The following is an 18,072-nucleotide window of genomic DNA, read 5'->3' as shown; positions in this document are numbered from 1 at the left end:
CAGCAAGCTGGGTTATCTGAAGGCGACGGTCGAGTTCGCCCTGCGTCACCCGGAAGTGGCCGCCGATTTCGAAGAGTATTTGCGTACGCGTTCGCCGGTGCTGGAAGGTTGAGCGGTTTTTGCCGCTAGTTTCCCGGTAGCGTTAAACCGAAGTAGAAAGGCGCTGTGCCCTGTGTTCGTGGGCACAGCGCCTTTTGTTTTTTGGCGGCCGCTTTAGGGCGTCGCGTGCGCGTAGTAGGCCGGCTTCAGCGGCGCTTCATCAGGAAGGTGAAGACCTTGTCGTGCGCGGAGCTTTCGACGATTTCATTGCCGGTTTGCTTGGCAAACGCGGCGAAATCGCGCTGCGAGCCCGGATCGGTGGCCAGCACCTTGAGAATCTGGCCGCTTTCCATGTCGGCGAGCGCCTTCTTGGCGCGCAAAATGGGCAGCGGGCACATGAGCCCGCGTGCATCGACTTCCTTGTGAATCTGAATTTGCATCGACGATGACCTTCGGGGACTGGGCGTCTGTTTTGACGCCGAAGGGTCAAATTCTACCGCAGGCGTAGCGTGGTTGCCCGGGCGGCGGTTTTCTTGGGGTGTTGGCCTTTCCTTGAGTCGATGATGGTCTATCGGCCCCAAAAAACCCTACCCCCTCCGGGGCATATAATGTCGAACGACCTGCCGCCCCTCCTAAAAAATGCCCGACCTGCTAGCCAATCTAAACCCCGAACAACACGCCGCCGTCACGCTCCCCAACGAGCCCGCGCTCATCCTCGCCGGCGCGGGCAGCGGCAAGACCCGCGTTCTGATCACGCGCATCGCGTGGCTTATCCAGCACGGCCTGGCGTCGCCCGCCACGATTCTGGCGGTGACCTTCACCAACAAGGCCGCCCGCGAAATGATGTCGCGTCTGTCGGCGCTTCTGCCGATCGACACGCGCGGCATGTGGATCGGCACCTTCCACGGCCTCTGTAACCGCATGCTGCGCGCGCATCATCGGGACGCGGGCCTGCCGGCCACCTTCCAGATTCTCGATACCGCCGACCAGCTATCCGCGATCAAGCGTCTGATGAAGGGCCTCAACATCGACGACGAAAAGTACCCGGCGAAGAATCTCCAGTACTTCATCAACAACGCGAAGGAACAAGGCCTGCGGCCGAAAGACGTCGACGCCACCGACAACTTCAACCGCAAATTCGTCGAACTCTACGAAGCCTACGACCAGCAGTGCCAGCGCGAAGGCGTGGTCGACTTTCCGGAACTGCTGCTGCGCTGCTACGAACTGCTCGCCCATAATCCGCCGCTGCGCGCCCACTACCAGGCGCGCTTCAAGCACATTCTGGTCGACGAGTTCCAGGACACCAACAAGCTGCAATACGCGTGGCTGAAGATGCTGGCGGGCCAGACCAACTCGATCTTCGCCGTCGGCGACGACGACCAGTCGATCTACGCCTTCCGCGGCGCGAACGTCGGCAACATGCGCGACTTCGAACAGGAGTTCAACGTCCGCCATCTGATCAAGCTCGAGCAGAACTACCGCTCGCACGGCCATATTCTCGACGCCGCCAATCAGCTCATCGCCAACAATTCGCGCCGTCTGGGCAAGAATCTGCGTACCGACGCGGGCCACGGCGAACCGGTTCGAGTGTATGAATCCGCGACCGACACGCAGGAAGCCGGCTGGATCGTCGAGGAAATCAAGGCGCTGATCAGCACCGGCACGTCGCGCAGCGAAGTCGCGATTCTCTACCGCAGCAACGCGCAGTCGCGCACGATCGAACACACGCTGGTCAACGCGGGCATCGCGTATCGCGTGTACGGCGGCTTGCGCTTTTTCGAGCGCCAGGAAGTCAAGCACGCGCTCGCCTATCTGCGCCTGATCGACAATCCGAACGACGACACTGCGTTTGCGCGCGTCGTCAATTTCCCGACGCGCGGCATCGGCGCGCGCTCGATCGAGCAGCTCGCGGATGCGGCGCGTCTGTACAACTGCTCGATGGCCGCGGCGATTCCGTACGTGGCGGGCAAGGCGGGTTCGAGCCTCGCGGGCTTCGCGAACCTGATCGGCAAGATGCGCGCGGAAACGCAGCAGATGAGCCTGCCGGAAACGGTCGAATACGTGGTGCGCACGAGCGGTCTCGCGGAGTTCTATCAGAACGAACGCGAAGGCCAGGACCGGCTGGAGAACTTGCAGGAACTGGTCAACGCGGCCGCCGCGTTCGTCAGCGAAGAGGGCTACGGCATGGACACGCCGGCGCGCTCCATTCCACTGCGTCCGGGCGCAACCGCCGCGCCCGAGCTGGCCGTCGCCACCGACGATCCGAATACCGTCGTGCTCGACGCGCCCGGCATCGCCGATCCGGCGCAAAACCCGGACACGATGACGCCGCTTGCCGGTTTCCTGTCGCACGCGTCGCTCGAAGCGGGCGACAACCAGGCGCAAGCCGGCCAGGAAGCCGTGCAACTCATGACCGTGCACGCGGCCAAGGGCCTCGAGTTCACGGCGGTTTTCATCACCGGTCTGGAAGAGGGGCTGTTCCCGCACGAGAACAGCGCGATGGAATCGGACGGTCTGGAAGAGGAACGCCGCCTGATGTACGTCGCGATCACGCGAGCCAAGGAGCGGCTATATCTGTCGTTCGCGCAGAGCCGCATGCTGCACGGCCAGACCCGTTACAACATCCGTTCGCGTTTCTTCGACGAATTGCCGCAGGAAACGCTCAAGTGGCTCACGCCGAAGGTCGAGGCGGGCGCGCGCTGGGGCGGCCGTTCGGACAACGCGGGTTATGGGCGCGACTGGTTTGCGCGGCCGGGTTATACGGGATCCGCATCGTCGACGCCGGCGCCGTTGCCTGCGTTCGCGAACGAGCAGCGCGCGGCGGAAACGGGTTTCCGCGTCGGCCAGCAGGTGTTCCACACCAAGTTCGGCGAAGGCACGATCACCGCGCTCGAAGGCGGCGGCACCGACGCGAAGGCGCAGGTCAAATTCAAGCGGCACGGCGAAAAGTGGCTGGCGCTGGCGGTCGCTAAATTGCAGGCGGTGGAATGAGTGTGACGGGTGCGGGCACGTCGGCGCTGGGCGCGGTCGGCGTGGAAGCGGCGGCCACACGAGTGGCTGAATCAGCTCCGGCGGCCGCAAGCATGTCCGGTATCGATCCGAACCGCAGCGGCGCGCCGGTTTCGCATCGGCCGCTTGGGATTCTGGCGGCGTTGCCGCAAGAACTCGGCGATCTGATTGAAGCGATGCGCGCCGAGTCCGGCGTGCGCACCATCACGCACGGTCAGCGGGACTATCACCTCGGCACCGTCCACGGCGCGCCGTGTGTCGTGACGCTGGCGCGCGTCGGCAAGGTCGCCGCGGCGGCCACGGTCAGCGCGCTGATCCATGCCTTCGACGTGGAAGCGATCGTCTTCACGGGCGTGGCCGGCGGCGTGGGGAGCGAGGTGCGGGTGGGCGACATCGTCGTCGCCGACGCGCTGCTGCAGCACGATCTCGATGCGTCGCCGCTGTTTCCGCGTTTCGAGGTGCCATTGCTGGGCATCTCGCGATTCGACGCCGATGCAACCTTGGCTGATCAGCTCGCCGCGGCTTGCGAGCGCTTCGTCACGGAAGAGGGCGCTGCCTCGGCAGCGCGTTTCGGCACGCGCGAGCCGCGTGTGCATCGCGGGTTGATCATCAGCGGCGATCAGTTCGTGGCCAGCGCGGCAGGCGTTCAGGCGTTGCGCGACGCGCTTCCGGATGCGCTCGCCGTGGAGATGGAAGGCGCGGCGATCGCCCAGGTCTGCTACGAATACGGCGTGCCGTGCGCGGTCGTGCGTACCGTCTCGGATACCGCCGACGATCACGCGCCCGAGTCGTTCGTGTCGTTTCTCACGGAGATCGCGGGGACGTATTCGAACGCGATTCTGACGCGGTTTCTGGAAGCGCGTGGTTCGACGGTCTGATCAGGGCGTCGAGGCGCGCGTGTCGACGCATTTTTATGACGACATGCGCTTCAGGCCCGCCGCAACTTTGCAAGCTGCTTGTCCGTGGCGTGCGCTGGGCACTTCACGCGTCTGCTGGGAGGCCGCCGTCAAATCCTCGATGGTCAGCTAATCGCCTGGCTCCAACCACGCCGCGACTTCGCAAGCTAGTTCCCCCCGCCGTCGTCCAGCGCCTCGCGCACCTGCTGTAAGGCCGCCGGATCTTCAATAGTCGGCAGATCGCCCGGCTCGCGTCCCTCGGCGAGCGCCGCGATCGCGCGGCGCAGCAGCTTGCCGGAGCGCGTCTTCGGCAGCATCGACACCACCACGACCCGTGACGGCCGCGCAATCGCGCCGAGCTGGCGGTCCACCGTCGCCGTGAGTTCGGCTTCCAGCTTGTTGCGCTTTTTCGTGTCCGCGTAGGCCTGCGCGTCGCGCAGGACCACGAAGGCCATCGCCGCCTGGCCCTTCAACGGATCCGTCACGCCGACCACCGCCACCTCCGCGACGGCCGCGTGGCTCGACAACGCTTCCTCGATCTCGCGCGTGCCGAGCCGGTGTCCGGCGACGTTGATCACGTCGTCGGTCCGGCCGAGGATCGTCACGTAGCCGTCTTCGTCCTGCACACCCCAGTCAAAGGTCGAGTAGACCTGCTGGTTCGGAATGCTCGACCAGTACGTGCTGACGAAACGCTTGTCGTCGCCCCAAACCGTCGACATGCAGCCCGGCGGTAGCGGATAGTCCAGCGTGAGCACGCCCTTTTCGCCGGGCGGGCAGGGCTCGCCGCTCAGTTCGTTGCGCAAGGTCAGACTGAAACCCGCCGACGGCACGCCCGGCGAGCCGAGCTTGGTGGGCAGCGCCTCGACGCCGCGCGGAATCGCCAGCATCGGCCAGCCGGTCTCGGTTTGCCAGTAGTTATCGATCACCGGCTTGCCGAGCGCGTCGGCGATCCATGCAGCGGTCGGTTCGTCGAGCGGCTCGCCGGCAAGGAACAGCGCGCGCAGGCTCGACAGATCGGCTTTCTTCAGCAGCGCCGGGTCCTGCTTCTTCAGCACGCGCAAGGCGGTCGGCGCGGTGAACATGATATTGATCCGGTGATGCGCGACGAGGCGCCACCAGATGCCGCCGTCCGGACGGATCGGCGTGCCTTCGTACATCACGGTGGTGAGGCCCGCGATCAGCGGCGCGTAGACGATGTAGCTGTGGCCGACCACCCAGCCCACGTCCGACGCGGTGAACATCACGTCGCCCGCCTTGCCCTGAAAGATGTGTTCCATCGATGCCGCCAGCGCGACCGCGTAGCCGCCCACATCGCGTTGCACGCCCTTCGGCTTGCCGGTCGTGCCTGACGTGTACAGCACGTAGGACGGCTCGTTCGATTCGAGCCACTCGCACGGCACGTGGGCGTTGAAGAACTGTTCGCGCAGCGGTTCGTAGGCGACGAGATAACTGGCATTCAGCCGCTCGGGCGCGAGTTGCCGGTCGATCAGCAAGACGTGCGGCGTCTTGTGCTTCGCGCGGGCGAGCGCTTCGTCCATCAGCGGCGTGTAGTCGATCACCTTGCCGCCGCGCGCGCCGGCGTCGGCGGTGACGATCAGCACGGGCTTGGCGTCGTCGATGCGGGCCGCGAGATTCGGCGCCGCGAAGCCGCCGAACACCACCGAGTGAATCGCGCCAAGGCGCGCGCAGGCGAGCATGGCGAACAGCGCTTCGGGGATCATCGGCAGATAGAGCAGCACCACGTCGCCGCGCTTTACGCCGAGCGAGCGCATGACCGCCGCCATCCGGTTGATCTCGCCGTACAGCTCGGCGTAGGTGTAGCGCCGCTCGATGCCGGTTTCCGTCGACACATACACCAGCGCGTTCTGCTGCGCGCGCTCGGCCAGATGACGGTCCACCGCGTTATGGCACAGGTTCGTGCGGCCGCCGACGAACCAGCGCGCGAACGGCGGATTCGATCGGTCGAGCACGGTGTCGAACGGCGTTTGCCAATGGATGCGCCGCGCCTCGTCGCGCCAGAATGCTTCGGGGTCTTCGATCGAACGGCGGTGGAAGTCGCGATAGCTTGTCATCTGCGGCGATCCTTCTGCTGCGTGAGTGAACGGATGTCGGGTCGTGCGGCCGTGTGGCGCGGCGCGAGAGCAGGGTGTGTGTCCGCACAAGCATAGAGCAGGCGTGGCTCGGCGGACAACGCGGGTTCACCATGAGCGAAGCGGCGCACGGTCCGACGCGGCGATGAGTCGCGTCCGGACATGACGCAGCACTGGCTTCACGCAAAGGCAAAGACAAAGAAAAAGGCGCCGAAGCGCCTTTCTCTCATCAGACCTGCGGTCAGACGGCCATCACGCCTTTGCGCGCTTGCCCTCCACATCCGGCAGGAACACCGTCAGCACGCCGATCAGCGGCAGGAACGAACAGACCTTGTACACGTACGTAATGCTGGTGGCATCGGCCAATTGCCCGAGCACCGCCGCGCCGATCCCGCCCATGCCGAACGCGAAGCCGAAGAAGAGACCCGCGACCATGCCCACCTTGCCGGGGATCAACTCCTGCGCATAGACCAGGATCGCCGAGAACGCCGAGGCCAGCACCACGCCGATGATCACCGTCAGCACGCCGGTCCAGAACAGATTGGCGTACGGCAGCAGCAGCGTGAACGGCGCCACGCCAAGGATCGACACCCAGATCACATACTTGCGGCCGATCTTGTCGCCGATCGGACCACCGATCATCGTGCCCGCCGCCACGGCAGCGAGGAACACGAACAGATGGACCTGCGCGGCCTGTACCGGCAGATGGAACTTATCGATCAGATAGAACGTGAAGTAGCTGTTGATGCTGGCGAGGTAGAAATACTTCGAGAACACCAGCAGGATGAGCACGCCCATCGCGAACATCACCTTGTTGCGCGACAGCGTGGCGTGACCGGCGACGCTGCGCGCCTTCTTCACCGACGGATGCGCCTTGTACCAGCGGCCGATCTGCGTCAACACAACGATCGCGACGAGCGCCGCCACCGAAACCCACGCGATGCTGCGCTGGCCGTGGGGAATCACGATCAACGCGGCGAGCAGCGGCCCGAGCGACGAACCCGCGTTGCCACCCACCTGGAACAGCGACTGCGCGAACCCGTGACGGCCGCCCGACGCCATGCGCGCGACCCGCGACGATTCCGGATGGAACACCGACGAGCCGCAGCCGACCAGCGCAGCCGCCACCAGCAGCACGCCGAAGTTGGGCGCGACCGACATCAGCAGCAGACCCGCGAGCGTGAAGCCCATGCCGACGGGCAGCGAGTACGGCTTGGGATGCTTGTCCGTATAAGTGCCGACGAGCGGCTGCAGCAGCGACGCGGTGATCTGATAAGTCAGCGTGATCAGGCCGATCTGGCCGAACGACAACGAGAAGTTGTCTTTCAGCATCGGGTAGATCGCCAGGATCAACGACTGAATCATGTCGTTGAGCAGGTGCGAGAAGCTGATCGCGCCGAGCACGGAGTACACCGTGCGCTGCACTTTGGCGGCTGGTTGCGCGGCGGTGGCCGCACCGTTTCCGGTTGCTGTTCCAGCTCCGGCTGGCGCGCCGGCGAGGGCGCTTTTATCGAGGCTCGTTTCCATACACTAGATGAGAGAGAAGAAAGAGTGATCTGAAGTCGCCGGACGCTGTTCGAGCAACGTTTTCAGCGTTGCGGCATTTCGACGCGGCATTTTGTGTCGTCAACTATTTGTCGAAGTTTAATGTGGCCTGACCGAATTGTAAGGACAAGTTTTGTCGCGATTCGGACATGCGCTGCTGATAAGGGCCAGAGACAGTGCGCCGAAACCGGGAACCGCGCGCACCTCGACGGTGCCGCAGGCGTGGGTGCTGCCACGATCACGCGCGGCTGGCAAGTCGTCTGATATATCCCGACCGGCGATTTTTGGCCATGTATAAAACGGTCGCGGGCGCGCGGCTTACAAAGCGGTGCGCCGAGGACCGGGCGACACATGTGGCGAAAGCGGCCGGCATTTCGCGAGCGACGTTAAAGATCGCGGGCGTTCTTGCCGTAGACCCGGAGAGATAAGAAGCAATGCCGGAACCGACCTTTCCGGCAGTTCTAAACGTGGGGACGGGGAATATGAAAGCAGTTTCGCTGGGCAGCCAGACGGGCGCGGGATTCGTACCGGAGGGAGAAGCGGCGGGCATGCCGCCGCGTGGCCAGAGCAGCCGCTCGCGGGCGGTGAGGCTCAAAGGTTTGTCGGTGAAGGCGATGTTGCGTCTCGCGTTTGCCGTGCTGCTGATTGGCACGCTGCTGATCGGCGTGTTTTCGCTGACCCAGATCAGCCGTCTGAATGCGTCCACCCAATCCATCTACGATCAGGGGCACGTCGCCAGCCGCGCCGCGGAAGAAGCGCGCGGTCACATGCTGCGCGCGAGCCGCGCGCAAAAAATGCTGCTCACCGCGACCACCGCGAAAGAGCGCGACGAACTCGGCACCGACATCGAGGCGGCCCTGAGCGGTCTTGCCGCACAACTCGGCACGCTGCAACAGTACGTCGACACGTCCGACGCGAAGGGCGTCGATCAGCAGAAGAAATTCGCCGCTGCCGTCAGGGTGTGGAGCGGGCATCTGCGCGACTTCGTGACGCTCGTGAAAGCACAGCCGCTCGATTTGTCGCAGATGAACTGGCAGGTCGGCACGCAGGATGTGTCGATGCTGGTCGAAACCGGCAAGCTGGAAAAAATGGTCGACGAACTCGTCGCGCAGCGCGGCACGGCGGCGAAGGCGACCATCGAGGCGTCGGGCTTTATTTACCACTCGTCGTTCGTGATGATCGCGGTGGCGACGCTCGGGCTGATCGTGCTCGCGTTCGGCATCAGCGAGTGGGTGGTGCGGCGCCTCGCCGGTCAGCTCGGCGGCGAGCCGGCGTATGCGAAGGAAATTGCCAGCCGGATCGCGGCGGGCGATCTGTCGGTGGAGATCGCGCTGGGCCGCAAGGACAAGTCGAGCATGCTGTTCGCGCTGCACGACATGCAAAGCGGGCTCGCGACGACGGTCGCCGATATTGCGTCGAGCGCTGATGCGATTGCGACGGCATCGGGTGAGATTTCGATGGGCAATCTCGACTTGTCGCAGCGCACCGAGCAGCAGGCGATGGCGCTCGAGCGCACGGCTAGCAGCATGGAGCAGCTGACATCGACGGTTCGCCAGAACGCCGATAACGCGAAGCAGGCAAGCACGCTGGCCAACAACGCGTCGGAGATCGCGGAGAAGGGCGGCGATGTGGTGAGCCGCGTGGTCGCGACGATGAACGATATCAACGATAGCGCGCGCAGTATCGGCGACATCATTGGCGTGATCGAGGGGATTGCGTTTCAGACCAATATTCTTGCTTTGAATGCGGCGGTTGAGGCTGCGCGGGCTGGGGAAGAGGGGCGTGGTTTTTCAGTCGTCGCTGCTGAGGTGCGGAATCTGGCTCAGCGGAGTGCTGCGGCTGCCAAGGAGATCAAAGGCTTGATCAGTACTTCGGTCGAGCGGGTTAGCAATGGGTCGGCTTTGGCTCAGGATGCCGGGCAGACTATGGATGAGGTCGTTAAGGCGGTTAAGCGCGTGACCGATATCATGGGGGAGATTTCTGCGGCTTCTTCTGAGCAGAGTGCTGGGATCGAGGAGATCAACCTTGCGGTGACGCAGATGGATTCTGGGACGCAGCAGAATGCTGCTTTGGTGGAGGAGGCTACGGCTGCTGCCAGATCTTTGGATGATCAGGCCAGGGGGTTGAAGGTTATGGTGGGCAAGTTCAGGTTGTAAACGGGTTTTGCCTGGGTGGCGCTTGGGGTTGGGTTCTTGTGGTGTTGGCCTTTCCTTGAATTCTTTGTGGTCTATTGGCGTTGCCCCTGTGCGGGGCGGCACTCCCTTTCTTTGCCGCCGCAAAGAAAGGAAGCAAAGAAAGCGGCTTCACACCGCCAGCTTATAAGTGGGGCCCTCGCGCAGCCGCGGTAGTGGTGCATCTGGAATCTGTGTTCTCGCACATTCCGCCTTGGTGACAAGGCCGTCATTCTTCCGGCGGCGCGATTTAAAGGTCATTGTGAAATTGACGGGCGACTAGCATTTCCGGATGATCCGTTACGCGCAATTCAAGGTGATGCGCGGCGTGCCTGGCTGCTAAAGGCGACACCGGTTGGACAAATTTCGGCGTGCAGATTGCGTCCAGCGCCAACAACAGCACATCAACGCCGGCGGCCGACGGCACCGCAACCGAAAGTCCTCTACGACGTCTCGCCGAGGCGAAGCCGATGGCCCCCACAGCGCACAAACGAAGTCACCGGTGTCCAGCGAACCGTTCCGGCGAGCACGAAGTGCGAGGCGGGAAGAATGACGGCCTTGTCACGGAGGCCGAATGCGCGAGAACTCTGATTCCAGATGCACCACTACCGCAACTGCGCGAGAGACCCACTTAAGAATTAGCGGTGTGAAGCCGCTTTCTTTGCTTCCTTTCTTTGCGGCGGCAAAGAAAGGGAGTGCCGCCCCGCACAGGGGCTACACAAATAGACCACCATGAATTCAAGGAAAGGCCAACACCGTAAGGACCACAGACAAAAAATCAGCCAGCCTTACCGACCGCAGGCATAACAACAACAGTACAAGTAATCCCAGCAGCAAGCACAACATCTTCGGGCACCGAATCAATCCTAACCCGCACCGGCACACGCTGCGCCAACCGAACCCAATTAAAAGTCGGATTCACATCAGCGAGCAGTTCACGACTCTCAGGATTATCCCGATCATAGATACCACGAGAAATGCTCTCGACGTGCCCCTGCAAGGTGCCACCGCTCATCAACCGAACTTCTGCCTTATCACCCACACGCACATGAGGAAGCTTGGTCTCCTCAAAATACCCATAAACCCAAAAAGAGTGACTATCGACAATAGCCAGCTTAGCCGCCCCAGCAGTCGCATAATCCCCGCGAAATACACTCAGATTAGTCACATACCCATCAACCGGCGACACAACCCGCGTCCGCGAAAGATTCAACTTAGCCGCATCCAAAGCAGCCAAAGCCTGCTGATAAGAAGCCTCCGCAGCCGAAGCCGTATGAGTCGCATTCTCCCGACTCTCTTTAGACACGACCAAAGCATCCATATCCGCCCGGCGCTGCGCATCATCGCGCTTCATCTGCAACTCGGCCTTTCGCGCAGCCACCGCAGCCTGCGCTTGCTCAACCGCAATCTCATAGTGCGACGGATCGATCTGCATCAACAGATCGCCTTTCTTCACCAGTTGATTGTCCTTCACAGGCAGGTCCACAACCGCGCCCGAAACATCCGGCGCGACATTCACGATTTCGGCGCGCACGCGCCCATCGCGCGTCCACGGTTCATCCATGTAATGAACCCACAACACGCGTCCAATCAAAATCGCGACGATAAAAATAATGGCTGTCGCGACGAAGCCCACAATATTTCGGATGGTCATGTTTCGACTCTGATCAACGATAAACGGCGAGACCCAGCACGCCGCACACACACACGAGCAAGCTGGCCCGGAACAAGGACGGATGCCACACCACGCGATACACGCCCGTATAGGCAATCACGCGGTCCAGCACCCAGGTAAGCGCGGCGCCCGCAATGAACAGCAGCACGATGGCCGGCACGTAGGCGTCGAACACGGCGATTTCACGTGGCATGAAGAACTCCTTCTGACGCGTCGGCACGTCCGCTCATCAGCGGTTCAAGCGGCGATTGCGGATCGAGCAGCGCGGTACGAATGAAATGCAGTTGACTCAAAATGCGTTGCAGTCGATGCCGCTCGTCACGCGGCGGCGTGAAGGTGGCCAGCATCTGCTGAACGGCGGCGATGGCGTCGGTGGTCGCGGCGAGCGCGCGGTCGAAGCGGTCTTCACGCGGCCGCTCGAAAAGCGCGGCCAGCGCATCGCGCATCGAACGCAACGCGACGCGCCACGGCATCGACTTCGCATAGCGCGCTTCGGCGGGCAGCGCCGCCACTTCGCGGCGCAAGTCGATCACCGCGTTGCCTACTTCGAGCACCGAGAAGAGCCAGCGCAACGTGTCGCGTTTGAGTTCGGGCTCGTTCTGCGCGAGCGAGTTGATCTGGAACATCAGATCGCGAGCGCCGCTCTCGAAGCGCGAACGCACCCGGCGCATGCCCGCGCGGCTCGCCAGCACCACCTGACGGCGCAGATCGACCAGCAGGCGGTTGCGCAGCCACGGCGTCGAAGGCGGCAGCAACACCGCGAACGCGATCGACGACACCAGCATCGACAGCACGAGTGCCATCGCGTCGTTCATGAAGGCGCTCGGGTCGTAATGAATCACGTTGTCCGGGCCGGCCAGGAAACAGAAGAAGATGCAGTAGCCGACGCCGTAGCCGGCCAGCGCGGGCCGTGTCGTCATGAACACGCCGAGCAGCAGGAACGGTGTGAGCGCGGCACACAACAGCGGGAAGCCGTCGATGTGCGGAAACACGCCGTACACCGCGATCATCCCCATCGCCGTGGCGACCAGCGTGCCGCCAGCCATCTGGAACGCAGTGCGCTTCGGATTCGGCGACGACGACGCCAGCGCGCAAATGGCCGCGGCGTTCAGCGTCAAGGTCGAACCGCTCGGCCATGCGGTCGCGATCCAGAACGCGCCGAGCGCCATCATCACGATGGCGGCGCGCACGCCCGCGACGCCTGCCGCGATCGCGTTCGTCTTCGGTTCGTAACGTTCGATCCAGCGCTCGCGCTCGTGCGTATCGACAGCAAGCGACGCGTACGTGGCCGCATACGCATGCAGATCGTCGATGAAGCGGTACAGCAGTTCGGCGCCGGTATCGAAGTCGAGCAGCGGCGCGTCGGGATGCGCTTTCAGTTCCGCCCGTGTCGCGCGCACGCGCTTGGGCAACTCGGCTTTGTAGGCCTCGAGTTGCGCGGCGGCGTGTGCGGCGTCGGCGGCGCTCAGCACGGGCTCGCCGGATTTTGCGAGCAGCGGGGCGATCTCCTTGAAGTACGGCTCGAGCGCGTCGATCGCGGTCGCGGCGCCGCTCGTGTTCGTGTTGCGCAAGCGGTTCATCAACTGATGCAGCGCGTGAAAGCGCGTCGACGCGGTCATGAACTCGCTGTTCAGACGCGCGAGACGGCCGCCGCGCATGCGCGAATCGGGGCCTTCGAACACGGCCACGCTGCGCGCCGCTTCGAAACCGACGATGTCGGCGACAAAGCGCGCATTGGTCGCTTCGATCTGCGCGCGGTCGTTACGGCCGGCAAGCGACGCGGACACATACTCGACGAACGCCGAGAAACGCGCACGCACAGTGCCGCGCATCTGCAGGCCGGCGAACTGGGGAAACACGAGGCCGCTCACGGCACCCGCGCAGACGATACCGACCACCACTTCGGCCACCCGCGTGAGCGCGCTCAGAAACGCACCGTCAGGATGCTGCGAAGCGGGGATGCCGATCAGCGCGGCGGTATAGCCGGCCAGCACGAAACCGTACGACCTGAAGTTGCGGTTGCGCGCGGCACCCGCGGTGCAGATGCCGACCCAGATCGCGGTCGTGACGATGAACATTTCCGGCTGCTGCGCGAACAGGCCGATCAACGCGAGCATCACGACGAGACCGACCAGCGTGCCGCAGATCCGGTAGAAGCTCTTCGCGAACACCATGCCGCTTTGCGGCTGCATCACGATGAACACGGTGGTCATTGCGGTGCGCGGCTGCGGCAGGTCGAGCTTCATCGCGATGCCGAGCGCGAGGAAGCAGGCGGCGAGCGCCTTGAAGAGGTAGATCCACGTGAGGCCGTCGTTGCGCGCCCAGTCGGCGGCGGCCGCGTATAACGCGGCGAACGACGCCGGGCGCGCGGCGGAAGAAGGGGAGGCGGACATGGTCAGCTTCCTGACTTGGCCGGCTGAGCGCTGGCGGTCGAACCCGTCGCTGCGGTTTTGCCCTTGCCATGCGCCGGCAGCGTCTCATTCGCCTGCGGACCGTTAGCCGGGTTGTCGAGCCCACCGCCCAACGCCGTGACCAGCGACGCATGCGCGCCCAGCCGTTCGGCCTGAATCTTCGCCACGCCTTCCTGCGCGCGCAGCAACTGGTTTTGCGCGATCAACACGTTCAGGTAGTCGGTCAGCCCGCGCCGATACCCTTCGCGCGACAGCTCGTAGTTCTTGCGAGCGGCCGCGACCGAACGGTCAGCGTCGTCGGCCTGAGTGGCCAGCGAGCGGATCCGGATCACCTGATCGGAAATATCCTTGAGCGCACCGACGATCGACTGGTTATAACCATCGACGGCTTCGTCATAGCCCGCCGACGCCGCGCCGAGTTGCGAACGCAGCCGTCCGCCATCGAGGATCGGCAGCGACAGCGCCGGCCCCGCGCTCCAGCTATGCGACGGGCTCTTCAGAAACTGGAACAGCGGTCCCATCGCCGCATAACCGCCGATCGACGCCAGCAGGTTGATGTCCGGATAGAAATCGGCCTTGGCGACGTCGATGCCGCGCGCTTGCGCCGCGACCGTCCAGCGCGCCGCGACCACGTCCGGCCGATGGCCGATCAGGTCCGCCGGCAAGGCGCTCGGCAATCCGGCCGGCGCGTTCAGCGACAGCGTCGGCCGCTGGATCGAATCGCCCGCGCCCGGCCCCTTGCCGGCCAGTGCGGCCAACTGATTGCGGCCGAGCGCGATCTTTTCTTCGATTTCGTCAATCTGGCGTTCGTATTCCGGCAGCGGCGTTTCGGCCTGGCTCACTTCGAGTTGCGTGCCGATGCCGCCTTTCAGACGCCGGTTGGCCAGATCCACGATCTGCTGCTGTTGCTGCAAGGTGGCTTTGGCGATGTCGAGCAGCGCGTAGTTCATCGACATCTCGATGTACGTGCGCACCACGTTGCCTTCCAGTTCGAGCTGGGCGGCGCGCGCATCGGCCGCGCTCGCATGCGCGGCGTCGAGCGCGCGCTCGGCGGCGTTCTTGTCCTTGCCCCAGATGTCGAGGTGATACGACAGGCCGAGCGTGCCGGTGTTGTTCCACGATTGCTCACCGGCGAGAGGACCCGGGCCGTAGTAGAGGTTGTCGGCCCACTTCTGGCGCTGGATCGACAGGCTGCCATTGACTTGTGGCGACAACGCCGAACGGGCGACCCCCGCCATCGACATGGCTTCGCGCACGCGCGCCTGGGCGGCCGCGAGGCTCGGATTGCCCGCCTGCGCGTCTTCGATCCACTGATTCAGTTGCGGATCGTTATAGGCGCGCCACCAATCGACGGCCGGCCATTGGGCGTCCGCATTGGCGGCGCGGATCGCGTTGCCCGCATCGAGCGAAGCCGGTTCGATTCCGCTTGCTTGCGGCGCGACGCCTCCGGTACTTGCACAGCCGGCGATTGTTAATAGGATCGTAAGAACCGCGGCTGCGGCGATCCCTTTCTGTACCGGAGACTGCACGATTTCCTCCAAAATTGGCTATAGAAGCATGTGCGTCATTATATTTTTTGATTGATTGGGGAATAACCGGTAAAGATGCAAGGCATTCTTACGAGATATGAGACAATCGCCTTTGCGAATCGTGTAACAATCGCTTCCGATCACTAGGGAAAGTTATGGATACGCTTCAAAACATGCGCGTATTTGTCCGCGTCGTCGAAGCCGGCAGCTTCACGGGCGCCGCGCAGCATCTGAACACGACGACGGCCTACGCGTCGCGCGCGGTATCCGATCTGGAAGCGCATCTGCGCACGCGCCTCCTGAACCGCACCACGCGCCGCATCGCGCTGACCGAGGCCGGCGAGCGCTACCTGCAACGCTGCGAGCAGATCCTCGCGTACGTGGATCAGGCGGAAGCCGAGGCGAGCGACGCCCACGCCCGGCCGTCCGGCAAGCTGAAGGTCCACGCCATGACGAGCTTCGGCCAGCACTATGTGGTGCCGGCAGTCGGCCGCTATCAGGACCGCTACCCGGACGTCCATATCGAACTGACGCTCGCGCAGCGCATGCCCGATCTGCTCGACGAAGGCTTCGACGTGTCGCTCACGCTCGCAACCGGTCTGCCGGATTCGGGGCTGGTGTCGCAGCGGCTTGGCAGCGCGTTCAGCATTGCGTGCGCGTCGCCGGCGTATCTGGAGCGGCACGGCGTGCCGCAAACGCCGGCCGACCTCGCGCGCCATGCGTGTCTGCAAATGGTCACGCCGGTGTTCCCGACCGATAAATGGACCTTCGACGGCCCGAACGGCGAGGAAACCATCGCCCTCGGCGCGACCACGTTTCAGGTGAATGTGGCTGAAGCCATGGCGGTGGCGGTGTCGAGCGGTATGGGCGTCGGGCTGATTCCGATCTACTCGGCGATCAGCGGCTTGCGAAGTGGAGAACTGGTGTGGTTGCTGCCGGAATACACGTCGCAGGAGATGAATCTGTACGCGTTGTATCCGTCCCGGCAGTATCTGGACGCCAAGATCCGCACGTGGGTCGAGTTCCTGCGCGACGAATTGCCCGCCACGCTGGCCGCCGATCAGGAAGAACTGCGCGAGTTTGCGCGGACCTGAAGCCGCGCCACGCGGCCGTTCCGGCGATGGTCAATGGCCTGCTGCCAGCCGCACGGCCCACTGTTACACAACTTCCGCATCGCAACATTTCCTTACTTCTGCCGCGCGGTCGATTTGCTAACGTGTCGTTCATGCGCTGCGGTATTGCACCGGACGCGCCCAGTTCGCCGCCGTTCGGCAAATCGCTACAAATCGCAACGACAGAAGGACGAGGGATTCATGGATACGCATCTGATGATCGGCGTGGCCGTCATGTTTGGTTTGATCGGGATTGCCGCATCGCGCGATTTGCTGCGCCGCCTGCGCGAACAGCAGCCGCAACTGGTGCCGGTCAAGGTCGAACGTCCGGATTTGCAGGGGCAACGGCGCGACCGTTGAGGTTTGGCGTGGCGCCACTTTGGCAGGCAGCCTGGTTTCTGTTCTTCAGGTGTCGCGGTTTGACCGACATCGCGGGCTCACATCCGGCGCTTACATTCAGTTCAGTTGAGCGCTCGGGCGCTTCCATGCCAGGGCGTCGCGGTTGACCCACATTCTGGGCGCACGTCCGCCGCGTGCATTCAGTTCAGTGCTGCGTTCAGGCGCTTCCGCCCTGCCGCGTCTCGATTGACCCAGGTTCCGCGCTCGCATCTGGCGCTCAAATTCAGTTCACTGCTGCGATCAGACCCGGCTCGTCGTTGAGTGTGCGGTCCACTTCGTGGCTCACGCGATGCCAACGAAAGCGCCCGGCGGCCAGGCCCGCGCCGCGCGCCAACTGCTCGAGTTCGTCGAGCGGGAGCTTCGGGTTCAGCCAGCGGCGCGCCGCGTCCCGCGCGAATGCCAGCGGACGGCGGTCGTGCACGTCGACGAGACCCGCGTCGGCGATGGCCGTCACGATCACCATTCCCATGCCTTCCGTTTGCGGTTCAGTGCCGCGCACGCTGGAGAGCGCTGCGAGATACATGGGCGCATCGCTCTTCAGACGCACGAAGTAGGGCTGGCGGATCGGCGATTCGTCTAGTCTGTCTTTGCTGTCCGCGATGGCGGCCACGGGCGCGGTTTCCGTGCGCCACTCGAACCAGCCGTCCGCCGGCACCAAAACCCGTCCGGTTTTCCACAGTTCCTTGAAGTACCGCCCGTCCGGCGCGGCGTCGGCGCGCGCATTGATCGTCTGCGGCAGATGCTGTTCGCGTGCCCAGTCCGGGCAATAACCCCAGTGGATCGCATGCACCGTCTGATCCGGGTAGATGGCGAGCGGGTGGGTGCCGGGCGCGAGGTTGTAGCCGGGACGGCGGTCGGCGGCATCGAAGAGCATGAGCGGATCGGCAAGGCCGAGGTGCTCGGCGTAGAGATGCGGATCGCGGTACTGGCTGATTCGACCACACATGAGCGACCTCCGGAGACGACCGGCCTGGGTTTCGACAACCGCGGTTGGATGACAGCTCGACAACCTCAACAGCGTAGTGCCTGCCGTGCGGGCCCGCTACCCAGATCGGCCCCAAGGCGGGCGACGCGGCCGAGCGACCGCAGCCAACCCGGCCAACGCAAGCCAACCCGAGCCAAGCCGACCCAAGCGACCCAAGCGACCGAAGCGACCCAAGCAACCCAAGCAACCCAAGCAACCCAAGCAACCCAAG

The 18,072-nt window shown here is 63.8% G+C and carries 13 protein-coding genes and 1 pseudogene; 6 read left to right on the top strand and 8 right to left on the bottom strand.

The window, feature by feature from the left end; all coding sequences use genetic code 11:
• Positions 1 to 112 (top strand): annotated as a pseudogene (locus PQR32_RS40960) (UTP--glucose-1-phosphate uridylyltransferase); the annotation flags it as partial.
• Positions 113 to 245: 133 nt separating this feature from the next.
• On the opposite strand, the gene PQR32_RS40955 reads toward PQR32_RS40960, so the two are convergent.
• Positions 246 to 473 carry a sulfurtransferase TusA family protein gene (locus tag PQR32_RS40955; RefSeq protein WP_027776570.1) on the bottom strand — a complete coding sequence of 76 codons (228 nt, stop codon included), beginning with the start codon at positions 471 to 473 and terminating at the stop codon, positions 246 to 248.
• A 205-nt stretch (positions 474 to 678) separates the two neighbouring features.
• On the opposite strand from PQR32_RS40955, the gene PQR32_RS40950 reads away from it, so the two are divergent.
• Positions 679 to 3,030, top strand: coding sequence for a UvrD-helicase domain-containing protein (locus PQR32_RS40950; RefSeq protein WP_408241251.1), 2,352 nt, complete (start codon positions 679 to 681; stop codon positions 3,028 to 3,030).
• 92 nt (positions 3,031 to 3,122) lie between these two features.
• Positions 3,123 to 3,926: a 5'-methylthioadenosine/adenosylhomocysteine nucleosidase gene (locus PQR32_RS40945; RefSeq protein ID WP_408241254.1), complete on the top strand. Its 804-nt coding sequence runs from the start codon at positions 3,123 to 3,125 to the stop codon at positions 3,924 to 3,926.
• Between the two features lie 185 nt (positions 3,927 to 4,111).
• Here PQR32_RS40945 and PQR32_RS40940 read toward each other — a convergent pair whose 3' ends face one another.
• The gene (locus PQR32_RS40940; RefSeq protein ID WP_408241248.1) at positions 4,112 to 6,016 is read right to left on the bottom strand and encodes a propionate--CoA ligase; all 1,905 of its coding nucleotides are present in this window, start codon (positions 6,014 to 6,016) and stop codon (positions 4,112 to 4,114) included.
• A 270-nt stretch (positions 6,017 to 6,286) separates the two neighbouring features.
• Positions 6,287 to 7,561 (bottom strand): MFS transporter, encoded by a 1,275-nt coding sequence (locus tag PQR32_RS40935; protein ID WP_408241245.1) that lies wholly within the window; start codon positions 7,559 to 7,561, stop codon positions 6,287 to 6,289.
• A gap of 500 nt (positions 7,562 to 8,061) precedes the next feature.
• On the opposite strand from PQR32_RS40935, the gene PQR32_RS40930 reads away from it, so the two are divergent.
• A complete protein-coding gene (locus PQR32_RS40930; protein ID WP_408241242.1) occupies positions 8,062 to 9,735 on the top strand; it encodes a methyl-accepting chemotaxis protein in 1,674 nt (557 codons plus the stop codon).
• Positions 9,736 to 10,528: 793 nt separating this feature from the next.
• Here the strand turns inward: PQR32_RS40930 and PQR32_RS40925 are convergent.
• From PQR32_RS40925 to PQR32_RS40910, 4 genes are read right to left on the bottom strand one after another with little or no spacing between them, the layout of a single operon-like run.
• The gene (locus PQR32_RS40925) at positions 10,529 to 11,404 is read right to left on the bottom strand and encodes an efflux RND transporter periplasmic adaptor subunit (protein ID WP_408241240.1); all 876 of its coding nucleotides are present in this window, start codon (positions 11,402 to 11,404) and stop codon (positions 10,529 to 10,531) included.
• A gap of 13 nt (positions 11,405 to 11,417) precedes the next feature.
• Positions 11,418 to 11,618 carry a DUF1656 domain-containing protein gene (locus tag PQR32_RS40920; RefSeq protein ID WP_408241237.1) on the bottom strand — a complete coding sequence of 67 codons (201 nt, stop codon included), beginning with the start codon at positions 11,616 to 11,618 and terminating at the stop codon, positions 11,418 to 11,420.
• Positions 11,608 to 13,818, bottom strand: a complete 2,211-nt coding sequence (locus tag PQR32_RS40915; RefSeq protein WP_408241234.1) for an FUSC family protein — start codon at positions 13,816 to 13,818, stop codon at positions 11,608 to 11,610. The genes PQR32_RS40920 and PQR32_RS40915 overlap by 11 nt, the downstream gene beginning before the upstream one ends.
• 2 nt (positions 13,819 to 13,820) lie before the next feature.
• Positions 13,821 to 15,365 carry an efflux transporter outer membrane subunit gene (locus tag PQR32_RS40910; protein WP_408241231.1) on the bottom strand — a complete coding sequence of 515 codons (1,545 nt, stop codon included), beginning with the start codon at positions 15,363 to 15,365 and terminating at the stop codon, positions 13,821 to 13,823.
• Positions 15,366 to 15,520: 155 nt separating this feature from the next.
• On the opposite strand from PQR32_RS40910, the gene PQR32_RS40905 reads away from it, so the two are divergent.
• The gene (locus PQR32_RS40905; protein ID WP_408241228.1) at positions 15,521 to 16,459 is read left to right on the top strand and encodes a LysR family transcriptional regulator; all 939 of its coding nucleotides are present in this window, start codon (positions 15,521 to 15,523) and stop codon (positions 16,457 to 16,459) included.
• Positions 16,460 to 16,678: 219 nt separating this feature from the next.
• Positions 16,679 to 16,837, top strand: a complete 159-nt coding sequence (locus PQR32_RS40900) for a hypothetical protein (protein WP_166679038.1) — start codon at positions 16,679 to 16,681, stop codon at positions 16,835 to 16,837.
• Positions 16,838 to 17,099: 262 nt separating this feature from the next.
• Here PQR32_RS40900 and PQR32_RS40895 read toward each other — a convergent pair whose 3' ends face one another.
• Positions 17,100 to 17,822 (bottom strand): SOS response-associated peptidase, encoded by a 723-nt coding sequence (locus PQR32_RS40895; protein WP_408241224.1) that lies wholly within the window; start codon positions 17,820 to 17,822, stop codon positions 17,100 to 17,102.
• Positions 17,823 to 18,072 lie beyond the last annotated feature (250 nt).

Origin of the sequence: Paraburkholderia dipogonis, assembly GCF_046027395.1 — a bacterium.
GTDB lineage: Bacteria > Pseudomonadota > Gammaproteobacteria > Burkholderiales > Burkholderiaceae > Paraburkholderia > Paraburkholderia dipogonis_A.
This window is presented reverse-complemented; position numbering and strand designations above follow the sequence as displayed.

Bases quoted from the DNA above. Each gene is read 5' to 3' on its own strand.
- PQR32_RS40930 (WP_408241242.1), top strand. From the start codon at position 8,062: ATGAAAGCAGTTTCGCTGGGCAGCCAGACGGGCGCGGGATTCGTACCG.
- PQR32_RS40925 (WP_408241240.1), bottom strand. From the start codon at position 11,404: ATGACCATCCGAAATATTGTGGGCTTCGTCGCGACAGCCATTATTTTT.
- PQR32_RS40950 (WP_408241251.1), top strand. From the start codon at position 679: ATGCCCGACCTGCTAGCCAATCTAAACCCCGAACAACACGCCGCCGTC.
- PQR32_RS40905 (WP_408241228.1), top strand. From the start codon at position 15,521: ATGGATACGCTTCAAAACATGCGCGTATTTGTCCGCGTCGTCGAAGCC.
- PQR32_RS40940 (WP_408241248.1), bottom strand. From the start codon at position 6,016: ATGACAAGCTATCGCGACTTCCACCGCCGTTCGATCGAAGACCCCGAA.
- PQR32_RS40945 (WP_408241254.1), top strand. From the start codon at position 3,123: ATGTCCGGTATCGATCCGAACCGCAGCGGCGCGCCGGTTTCGCATCGG.
- PQR32_RS40935 (WP_408241245.1), bottom strand. From the start codon at position 7,561: ATGGAAACGAGCCTCGATAAAAGCGCCCTCGCCGGCGCGCCAGCCGGA.
- PQR32_RS40920 (WP_408241237.1), bottom strand. From the start codon at position 11,618: ATGCCACGTGAAATCGCCGTGTTCGACGCCTACGTGCCGGCCATCGTG.
- PQR32_RS40900 (WP_166679038.1), top strand. From the start codon at position 16,679: ATGGATACGCATCTGATGATCGGCGTGGCCGTCATGTTTGGTTTGATC.
- PQR32_RS40915 (WP_408241234.1), bottom strand. From the start codon at position 13,818: ATGTCCGCCTCCCCTTCTTCCGCCGCGCGCCCGGCGTCGTTCGCCGCG.
- PQR32_RS40895 (WP_408241224.1), bottom strand. From the start codon at position 17,822: ATGTGTGGTCGAATCAGCCAGTACCGCGATCCGCATCTCTACGCCGAG.